Genomic DNA, 9,486 nt, shown 5'->3' on the forward strand with positions numbered 1-9,486 from the left:
CGAAGCTCTGCTTATAGGTAGGCTTTGCCGTTGCGAAGTCATGTAATCTTGAGCCGGCGGTCCTGCAGGAGGACTTGCTTGCCCGAAAACAGCCTCTTGGATCAGGTCGCGATTATCACAGGCGCTGCCGGTGGTATCGACAGCGCCGTCGCTCGAATTTTCCATCGGTTCGGGGCGCGATTGCTGTTTGCCGATTTTGATGAGCAGACCTTTGTAGAGCTGGCAAGGTTGTTAGATCGCAGCGGCTAACGAGTGAAAGCCGTAAGGTATGACGCCGCCGAACCGTCTGGCGCCGATGCGGTCATAACTACATGCCTGGCTGAGTTTAGTCATATCGACCATGAGCCAGCAGCGGGGATCTACGTCGAACGCCCAGTGGCGACTCTCACGGATGCAGAATGGCGTCGCACCATGTCGGTCAACCTAGACGGCGTATTCTACATCTGTCGTTAGTCCGGAGCGGCGCACCAGGGTTGCTCGCCGAGCGGCCACTACGCCGCGTCCAAAGGCGCTGTGATGGCGCTCAGGTCGCCAAGGAGCTTGCTCCCGACATAGGGTTGACACGGTGTCACCGGGGACCATCGAGACCCCTATGATTGGGAACCTGCTTCGTGAGCACGGCGATAAATTTCTGGCCGCGACGCAAGCACGCCGCGTCGGAACTGCTGACGAGGTGGCCAATGTAGTCGCGTTTCTTGCAGCAGCGCGTCCGGCTATATTGTTGGCGAAGCCAGCACGTGAATGGCGATGGGCTGAACGGGCATGGCCTGGCTCGCTTGTCGCCTCCCATCGAGGCCAGAGGCTACCGGTAAACCCGGTGAATATTGCCACTATCCTCTAAGCCGGCACCCGATGTGGTCAGACGTGGCTAATCCCCGGGTGGCAGCACTTGGCTGCCCACAGGCGCCGCGATCTGACCGATCACCATCGAGTCTGCAGCCGCGGCAGGAGGATTAAGGTCGGCGACTTGTGTAATCAACCAGTTGCGGAAAATCTGGACGTCCTCCCGTTCGACCGCTGTGTCCGGAATGACGAGATGATGTTTTCGGCCAGTGAGACAGCTTTCCCTCAGGGGCCTGATCAACGTGCCCTCCTTAAGGAAATCACTGACCAAATGACGCCAGCCAAGCCCTATGCCGTGGCCTCTGATCACAGACTGCATCATCGTCGGGTAGTTGTTGAACGTGATGATGCGCTTGAAGTCGGAGGAAATTCCAAACTGTCCGAGCCAATGCACCCAATCGAAAGGTGACCAGGGGTAGGCGGACCAATGTTGGTCATCCATAACAAGGAGAACCTCGTTCACCAAGTCTTCCGGGGTACAAATTCCCGCAGAATGGGTCTGGTAAGACTTGCTGCAAACTGGGAAGACTTCTTCTCCAAAGAGTTCCGTTGCCGTAAAGCCTGGGCGTGCCAGATATCCCATCACCACGGACACATCGAAACCGTCTGTCGCCGGGACAGGGCTCCGTTCAAGCGAAACCAGATGCAGGTCGACCTCCGGGTTATTCGCGACGAATTCACCAATCCGATGGCTCATAAACAGGGTGGCGAACGACATTGGCATGCCGACCGTCAAGCGTCGGGCCTTCTCGCGCCGCTTTACGCTGTCGAAGGCTGCCGCAATATGAGCGAGGCTCAAAGTCGCAGCTTCAAAGAGCTCCTCGCCAGCAGGCGACAAAGACACCTTTTGGTTGCCTCGGTTAAACAGCTGGATGTCGAGATGGTCCTCCAATGTCAGAATATGGCGACTGACCGCCGCTTGAGTAACGGAAAGCTCGTTAGCAGCCTTGGTGAAACTCATATGCCGTGCGGCAGCTTCAAATGCCCGTAAGGCGCTCAACGGAAGCCGTCGGTAGTTGGACATGGATAATTGTTACTCCAGCGCTATAGGGATGTAAATTAAGGACCGCAGGTTTTGCCGCGCCGGCCGTCGTATTCGGCCCGCCAAGCCGCCCCGATGGCACCGATTTTGCGGCCGGCCAGGTCTACCGGCTGTCGAGGCCAATTGCCCGAGTGATAGATTCCGCCTTTGAACGTGCCCAAGCCAGGGATGTTCGGGCGCTGGGCAGCGGACAGACAGCCGGTCGCCATGACGCACCACTTCGCACAAAATTGCTCTCCATCATCGGCTGCCGGACATTCTCCCCTTCTTGGAAAACTGCGCGTGATACGCGGGAGTTGAACCTAATGTCGCGGCGAAGATCGAATTTGTCCGCGCCATGGTTTGCATACTTCAAAATCTCAGGCTGTGATGCGTAGCGTTCGCTCCAATGCCACTCCTGCTGCAGCTCCTCAGAGAACGAGTAGGAGTATTGCATGGTCTCGACATCGCATCGCGCGCCCGGATAACGGTTCCAGAACCACGTATCACCGACACCGGGGGCGTCTCAAGAACTAATGCTGTCAGCCCAAGTTCACGGGCCTGGTGCAGCATATACATCCTGCGAAACCGGCGCCGACAACAATGACGTCGAATTTGCCGGCCACACTCGCTCCAGAGCGGCGTTTGCTATCGTCGGTATTTTGCACAGGCTGCTCCTCGTTAATGCCAACAATAATTCGTCAGAACGCAGGTCACGGCCTTCCGGGAGCTCTACTGCTTTATTTCAAACCTTAGGAGGAGACGGAGGCAATTCGTGTGCTCGGATCTGCAAGCCCTGTCGCAGCTCCAACCTTCTCGGAAGTCGACCCGGAGCGTCTCCAGACGCTGGGAGGTTGTCCGTAAACGGAACGGAATACCCTCCCGAAATGGGATGCGTTCTCGAAACCGGCGGCAATTGCGACCTCGATCAAGGGGGTATCGCTTGTCCGGAGCAGCTGCTTGGCGCGCTCGAGGCGGACGCGCCGGTAGACTAGCGCGGGAGAGCTATGCAACTCCTTTAAAAATAGCCGCTCGAGTTGTCGCCGCGAGACGCCCAATACTGCTGCCAATCTGGAAATCGACAGGAGGTTCTCGACATTCTGTTCCATCAGGATCAGTGCAGCGCGAAGCCTGGGGTCATGTATCTCAAGCGTCAGCGGTCGACGCGGCTGCACCCACTGCGCGTTGCGAACCCTGTCGATTTGCAGGACCTCAAGCGCATTTCGTTCGGCCGCCTCACCGATATGCCGCCGGACCAAGTCTGCCGCCAGGTCGGCTGTGCTGCTGCCGCCCGCACACGACCCGCGTGTGGCATCAAGATTGTAGATCCTGTCAGCCTGTACTTTTAGGCCGGGAAAGCGCTCACGGAAGTCGAGGTAATGCAGCCAGCTTACACAGGTCTCGTGGGCGGCCATCAGTCCAGCTTCCGCCAAGACAAATGTTCCTGTGCAGATGCCGATCAGGCGCGTGCCTCTCGTGGCGGCTTCCCGAAGGTATTTTATGGTCTGACCGTCGACTGCTTGGCCGTCGGACAACCGGCCTCCGACGACGACAATGTAATCAAAGTCCATCGGGTTACGCAGCGCTGACGTCGGCGAAACCTGCACGCCGCAACTTGAGGTTACGAGATGCCGGGTATTCGACAACACCTCCCAGTCCGCGCTGACCCTGCCGGATCTGTCCGTTTCATCGCTGGCGAGTCGAAGCGTTTCAATAAACAGAGCGAACGCGGTCAACGTAAATGAGCGGGCCAGAATGAACCCGACCCACAACTGAACGAAGCGCGCTTGCCTGGCACGTGGCTATGAATGAAACACAGTCGCGGTTCCGGCCGGTCCCGACATGATTGACACCTACAAGTCGCTGCCAATGGTTATGACTATTTCCTATCTTGACTCACGATCTCTGTCTACAATATGCCTATCCTCGAAATTAAGGACACGCAATGACTCTCGATGAGCAACCTGCGTCGACAGACCGCAAAGGCATCCTTGCTGAAACTTTGGTGCATCGCATTTTGACGATGCAGCTCGAGCCCGGGGCGATCCTGGACGAGGTTGCTCTGAGCGAAGAGTTCGGCCTCTCCCGTCCGCCGGTTCGCGAACTCATGCGCCAGATGGCGGGGGAGGGCTACGTTGACCTTGAGGCCAACCGCGCTGCGCGCGTATCCATCATGTCGTACCAGACGCTTCGGGATTTTCTAATCGTCGCCCCCATGATCTATGTCGGGACGACGAAGCTCGCGGCTGTCAACCGTACTGCAGGGGATCTGGATGTTCTCAAGGCAACCCAGAAGAGGTTCCGCCAATCCATCGCTGATGGTGACGTCGAGAGCCGGGTGATCTTCAATCACCAGTTCCATCTGAACATCGGCAGAATGGCGCACAATCCGTATCTACTTCCCAGTCTCAAGAAGCTTCTGATTGACCACGCCCGCATTGGCAAGATCTTCTACCGCCAAAACGGCGGCCCGCGGATTCAAAAGGATCAGGAGACCGCTGCTCAGCAGCACGATCAGATGATTGAAGCCATCGAGGCCCGCGACGCGGACCGAGCCGGCGACGTGGTGCGCGCGCATCTCGAGGTGTTCCGCAGCGATGTGGCGCTCTACGCCGTTCCCAGCGGTATGCAAGGCGAACTCGAAGCATAGATTTATCGGTGTCAGTGGACACGACGGAGAACAGAAATGCTGAACAAAGTCGACTACAAGAAGCAGGCAAGCGCACTCAAACTGCCCACCAAGATGATTGTGGACGGGGAGGCAGTGGTCGCCCTGTCGGGCAAAACGTTCCCAACCCTGAACCCGGCGACGGGCGAAATCCTGGCTGAGCTTCCGGCGGCGGCCTCGGTCGACGTCGACAAGGCGGTTGTGGCGGCTAGGCTGGCATTCGAGGACGGCCGGTGGTCGAAGCTGCCGCCGGCAGGCAGAAAAAAAGTGCTCCTCAAGCTGGCGGCCATCATCGAGGAAAACGCGCTTGATCTGGCCTTGATGGAGAGCCTGGACAGCGGCAAAACTATCAATGACTGCATCAACATCGACGTGCCCGAGGCGATTAACAGCCTGAGATGGCATGCCGAAGCCGTCGATAAGATATACGATCAGGTTTCCCCTGCGAATGACTCTTCCTTGGGCCTTATCGTGCGCGAGCCGATCGGCGTCGTGGGCCTAGTCCTCCCATGGAATTTTCCCCTTCTGATGTTGGCCTGGAAGATTGGTCCCGCACTTGCCGCAGGATGCACGATCGTCGTCAAGCCGGCTGAAGAGACGTCGCTAACCACATTGCGGATTGCGGAGTTCGCGCTCGATGCCGGTGTGCCAGCTGGCGTCTTCAACGTCCTGACAGGTGACGGCCCGGACGTTGGTGAGCCGATCGGCCGGCATCCCGATATTGACGCTGTTTCCTTCACCGGCTCCACCGAAACCGGTCGCCGCTTCCTAAAATACTCCTCGGAAAGCAACCTGAAGGAGGTCGTGCTTGAAATGGGCGGCAAGAACCCATGCATCGTCATGGAGGACGTGTCCGATTTCGACGCTGTGGCTGCCCATATCGGCAACGGGGCGTTCTGGAACATGGGCCAGAATTGCTCAGCGATCTCGCGGGTTTTTGTTCACAACGATGTGAAGGACCGTTTGCTCGAAAAACTCACCGAGGTGGCCAAGTCATGGACCGTGGGCGACCCGCTCGATTCGAATACCCGGATCGGCCCGTTGATCTCTGCCACCCATTTCGGGAAAGTCAGCGGCTATCTCGGGGGCGAAGGCAGAGTGGTGACGGGCGGAAAAGCCTTCAACGGCACCACTATCGAGCCTACCATCATTGAATTCGATCAGCATGACGGTAAACACCTGCGGGAAGAGATCTTTGGCCCGATCGTTTCCGTGGTCGGCGTAAACTCTCTCGCTGAGGCGGTTTCTCTTGCAAACCAAACCGAATACGGGCTCGCAGCCTCCATTTTCACCGCCGACGGAACGCGCGCACTCCGGGCCGCCAGGGCGCTGAAGGCGGGAACCGTGACCGTGAACTCCTACGGGGAAGGGGACGCTGCTACGCCGTTCGGGGGCTACAAGCAGTCGGGCTTTGGCGGCCGGGACAAGTCCCTGCAAGCTCATGATCAGTATACCCAGACAAAAACGCTCTGGATAGACCTGAGCAGCTCAAATGAAGGTTTCTGAGATGTCGTCTTTCGCTTTTTCCGGCCTCAATCTCGCGATTACGGCGCCGTTTGATGTTAACGGCCGCATCGATTTTGTGCGGTTCGAGGAGCTGATCGAGCGGCACCTCGCCGCAGGCGTGAACGGTTTCGTGTTCAGCTCCGGCACGGGTATGCATGCCTACCTTACGCGGGAGGAATCGAGGTCTCTGGTTGAACGCGGCGCCCGCGTCGTCGCGGGGCGGGCCAAGGTGGTTGCCCAAGCCTCAGCATTGCTTACCGCCGACGTCGTTGAAAGAACAAGGTTTGCTAAAGACGCTGGAGCGGACGGAGTGATGGTCCTTCCACCCTTCTTCGAGGGTCCGACTGATGAGGACAGTGTCTTCGATTTCTACAGCGAAGTTGCTGGAGTTGGGTTGCCGATTATTGGGTACAACGTGCCCCAAGCGGTGGGAGTACGCATAACACCCGACCTCCTTCGAAGGCTTTGCGAACTGCCCGAATTCCGGGCCGTCAAGGACAGCAGTGGCGATCTGGTCGCCCAGGTTAGATTGATCGGTACCGGCCTGAATGTGATCAACGGCGCCGATCCGCTGGTGCCTTTTTCACTGTTCGCGGGCTGTTCCGGCCTCATTTGGGGCGGCGCCAATATAGCGCCGCGCACCTGTGTGGCAATCACGAGGGCTGCGCAGGAAAAGAGGTGGGATGATGTGCGGTCCCTGTGGAAGCTCCTCGAGCCAATCATGTCTCTTCTCTGGGACGGCGATTACGTGCCGAGCGTCTATGCTGCCTCCGAACTCACCGGCTATGGCTGCGGGAGCGCCAGGAAACCGTTCCGTCCCCTTGCCCCAGCGCGGATCAAAGCTCTTAAAACGGCAGTCGGCCCCCTTGTTGAGCAAGAAGCGCAGTAATGGCCAGCAGGATTTTTCGTGCACGTCGGCTTCCCGCCCATGGCGTCAAGTCAGGGTGGGAAGCGCTCCTTCCGGCGAGAGCGCCAACACTGGAGCTCGATCGCGCAATCACTGTTGATATTGTCATCATCGGAGCAGGCTTTGCTGGATTGGCCGCCGCAGTGCGACTCGGCGATCTCGACCCTACCCTGTCCATCGCCGTCATCGATGCCGATGAAGTTGGACACGGGGCGAGCGGCCGTAACTCGGGTTTCCTGATTGATCTGCCGCACGACATCTCATCGGGCAACTTCGGGGCGGACGCAGTTGCCAAAAGCCGCAATGAGATCTTAGTGGCTCGGACGGCCATTCAACATTACGCGCGCCTTGCTGAGGAGCACAGCTGGGACAAAGGCATTTTCGATCCCAGCGGCAAATACAGCGTTGCCATGACAGAGGGTGGGACGGAGCATCTTGAAGCGTACTCCTTGCAGCTCAAGTCCCTGAGCGAACCCAACCACCTTCTGGATGCGTCGGAGATCGAGAAGGTCACCGGCACCCGATCCTTCAAATCTGGGCTTTTCACCCCCGGCGCGGTCATGGTGCAGCCGACGGCGATGGTAAGAGCCATCGCCGATGTGTTCCATGAGCCTATCAAGCTGTACGAGAGAACACCTGCTCTCGCGATCGAGAGCTCAGCTACCGGCTGCACGATCAAGACGCCAAAGGGGGAGATCAGGGCAGGGCGGGTCATCCTGGCGACCAACGGCCACGCAGAAAGCTTCGGGTTTGGTAGGGGCGAACTGCTCCATGTCTTTACACACGCATCGCTCACCGAGCCCTTTGACCCCGGCGCGCTAGGCGGGCACCGCAAATGGGGAGCCACACCGGCATCCCCGATGGGAACGACTGTGAGGCGTATCAACGGCCCAGAGGGCGACCGCATCCTTATTCGCTCGAGGTACACCTACCATCCCACCATCGAAGCGGGCGAGGCAACGATCAAGAGCGCGGGTGACCTGCACGACCGCAAGTTCGCTGACCGCTTTCCCAAGCAGCGCCACCTGAAGATGCAATATCGCTGGGCGGGCGCAATGGCTCTGACGCGGAACACGGTGCCGTTGTTTGGTCAGGTCGCGGATGGTATTTTTGCAGCGTGTGCCTGCAACGGCATTGGGGGGACGAAGGCCACCGCCGCAGGCATCGCCACTGCCGAACTCTTAGTGGGGCACCGATCGAAACTCGGCGATATATTCCGATCGTTCGATAAGCCACAGACCTTGCCCCCGCGTCCGATAACCGACGTGGGGGCGCGATTAAACCTAGCCTACAGAGAATGGCAGGCGGGACGGGAATAGGGCGTCCTCTGCATGCTGAGTTCGCTTCGCTAACCAATGAGCGGGCTGTTATCTCAATCTGAGAACGCCGGCGTGTATGACAGATAGGATGGACTAGAATCATATATGGCTATTCCTCTGACTGCCAAACACGATAACGCTGTGCTTTCCGACTGGACTGCAAAGGCGCTTTCGGCGGCGCTACCGATCGCTTCGGGTGTGCATGTGCTGGTTGCCCGCAATGGTAGAAATGGCGCTGTGGGTGGCGCCGCGAGGCTCAAGGGCGCCAGCGAGGTGCTGCTCGCCGAAGCCGACGAGCTCAGCGAAACCCTGACCGACCCGTTTGCGGCGCTCGTCGTTTCGTTGGTCGGAGCTCATGACGGCTTCATCGCGCCGGCGATCTCGTCGGGCCAGAATGTCGCGCCGCATGTGGCCGCACGGCTCGATGTCAGGCAGGTTTCCGAGATCATCGAAGTCGCTTCGATGGCGTTCAAGCGGCGAATCTTCACCTGTAAACCTACCCCGCCCATACGATCGAGCAACGCCAATAAGGACATCGGCGTGCGCTCGACTTCGTTTTCGAGTGCCTCCCAAGGCCATGTGGCTGCCGTCGAGAATATCTCGGCGGCAGCCTGTCCGGGTAACCGCATCACCATCGAAAACAAGCTCTCGGAAGCCGACCGACTGGAGTTGAACTCGGCCAAGATCATCATCCCCGCTGAACGCGCGCTAGGCTCCTGCGAGCGAGTCCAGGAGATCATCCTGCCCGTCGCCAACAAGCTCGGTGGCCGTAGGAGCCGACGGGCAGGCCGACAATACGTGGTGGCGCCCGATCTTTGGATAGTGGTTGGTGTCTCTGGGGCCATCCGGGATCTTGGCGTCAGCAGTGTCTCAGTTCCAGATTCCAACTGTAACCGCGATCACCGCGCAGACATGACGTCACGCCCCGACTCAACGAAGGTCAATGCAGGCAGGAGGCCGACGCGAAACGTCGACGGCGCAATGCACCATCGGAGCTATTGGCGCGGAGGATCTCGTTGCGACTGCCAGGACATAGGAAACGTCTCGCGGGCCGCCAAGCTGCAACGGGAGCGGCGTATTATTGCGCAACGGAGGTCGAGCGTTCGCGGTCTCAGCTTAGGGCTGACATAGTTGCGATGTGAAAATCTGTATCTTCCAACAACGCCAAAAAGGAGAATCAACATGGCACGGCCCCCCATCCCCGGCAATCCAGGCCACACCC

Annotated in this window: 9 protein-coding genes and 1 pseudogene; 8 read left to right on the top strand and 2 right to left on the bottom strand. The window is 58.7% G+C overall.

Going from position 1 to position 9,486, the window contains the following annotated elements:
- The first annotated feature begins 78 nt into the window (after nt 1-78).
- From AC0L2U_RS32770 to AC0L2U_RS32780, 3 genes and pseudogenes are all read left to right on the top strand, one after another.
- Nucleotides 79-249, top strand: coding sequence for a hypothetical protein (locus AC0L2U_RS32770; RefSeq protein WP_473603455.1), 171 nt, complete (start codon nt 79-81; stop codon nt 247-249).
- Nucleotides 250-252: 3 nt separating this feature from the next.
- Nucleotides 253-453 (top strand): SDR family NAD(P)-dependent oxidoreductase, encoded by a 201-nt coding sequence (locus AC0L2U_RS32775; RefSeq protein ID WP_473603456.1) that lies wholly within the window; start codon nt 253-255, stop codon nt 451-453.
- A 106-nt stretch (nt 454-559) separates the two neighbouring features.
- Nucleotides 560-841: pseudogene (locus AC0L2U_RS32780) on the top strand (hypothetical protein); the annotation flags it as partial.
- Between the two features lie 27 nt (nt 842-868).
- Here AC0L2U_RS32780 and AC0L2U_RS32785 read toward each other — a convergent pair.
- Together AC0L2U_RS32785 and AC0L2U_RS32790 are read right to left on the bottom strand one after the other, a co-directional pair.
- Complete coding sequence (locus AC0L2U_RS32785) at nt 869-1,867, bottom strand: LysR substrate-binding domain-containing protein (RefSeq protein ID WP_473603457.1); 999 nt, start codon at nt 1,865-1,867, stop codon at nt 869-871.
- Nucleotides 1,868-2,616: 749 nt separating this feature from the next.
- Nucleotides 2,617-3,600, bottom strand: coding sequence for a GlxA family transcriptional regulator (locus AC0L2U_RS32790; protein WP_473603458.1), 984 nt, complete (start codon nt 3,598-3,600; stop codon nt 2,617-2,619).
- Between the two features lie 209 nt (nt 3,601-3,809).
- On the opposite strand from AC0L2U_RS32790, the gene AC0L2U_RS32795 reads away from it, so the two are divergent.
- The 5 genes from AC0L2U_RS32795 (at nt 3,810) to AC0L2U_RS32815 (ending at nt 9,395) form a co-directional block, all read left to right on the top strand.
- Nucleotides 3,810-4,514 carry a GntR family transcriptional regulator gene (locus AC0L2U_RS32795; protein WP_473603459.1) on the top strand — a complete coding sequence of 235 codons (705 nt, stop codon included), beginning with the start codon at nt 3,810-3,812 and terminating at the stop codon, nt 4,512-4,514.
- Between the two features lie 36 nt (nt 4,515-4,550).
- Entirely contained in the window at nt 4,551-6,038 is a 1,488-nt protein-coding gene (locus tag AC0L2U_RS32800) for an aldehyde dehydrogenase (protein ID WP_473603460.1), read from the top strand.
- 1 nt (nt 6,039) lies between these two features.
- On the top strand, nt 6,040-6,927 hold the full coding sequence (locus AC0L2U_RS32805) for a dihydrodipicolinate synthase family protein (protein WP_473603465.1): 888 nt from the start codon (nt 6,040-6,042) through the stop codon (nt 6,925-6,927).
- Nucleotides 6,927-8,264 (top strand): NAD(P)/FAD-dependent oxidoreductase, encoded by a 1,338-nt coding sequence (locus AC0L2U_RS32810; protein ID WP_473603461.1) that lies wholly within the window; start codon nt 6,927-6,929, stop codon nt 8,262-8,264. The genes AC0L2U_RS32805 and AC0L2U_RS32810 overlap by 1 nt, the downstream gene beginning before the upstream one ends.
- A gap of 105 nt (nt 8,265-8,369) precedes the next feature.
- On the top strand, nt 8,370-9,395 hold the full coding sequence (locus AC0L2U_RS32815) for an electron transfer flavoprotein subunit alpha/FixB family protein (protein ID WP_473603462.1): 1,026 nt from the start codon (nt 8,370-8,372) through the stop codon (nt 9,393-9,395).
- Nucleotides 9,396-9,486 lie beyond the last annotated feature (91 nt).

This window comes from Mesorhizobium sp. WSM4808, from assembly GCF_055811675.1.

Coding starts and splice junctions, on each gene's coding strand:
- AC0L2U_RS32785 (WP_473603457.1), bottom strand. CDS start 1,867: ATGTCCAACTACCGACGGCTTCCGTTGAGCGCCTTACGGGCATTTGAA.
- AC0L2U_RS32795 (WP_473603459.1), top strand. CDS start 3,810: ATGACTCTCGATGAGCAACCTGCGTCGACAGACCGCAAAGGCATCCTT.
- AC0L2U_RS32800 (WP_473603460.1), top strand. CDS start 4,551: ATGCTGAACAAAGTCGACTACAAGAAGCAGGCAAGCGCACTCAAACTG.
- AC0L2U_RS32805 (WP_473603465.1), top strand. CDS start 6,040: ATGTCGTCTTTCGCTTTTTCCGGCCTCAATCTCGCGATTACGGCGCCG.
- AC0L2U_RS32810 (WP_473603461.1), top strand. CDS start 6,927: ATGGCCAGCAGGATTTTTCGTGCACGTCGGCTTCCCGCCCATGGCGTC.
- AC0L2U_RS32815 (WP_473603462.1), top strand. CDS start 8,370: ATGGCTATTCCTCTGACTGCCAAACACGATAACGCTGTGCTTTCCGAC.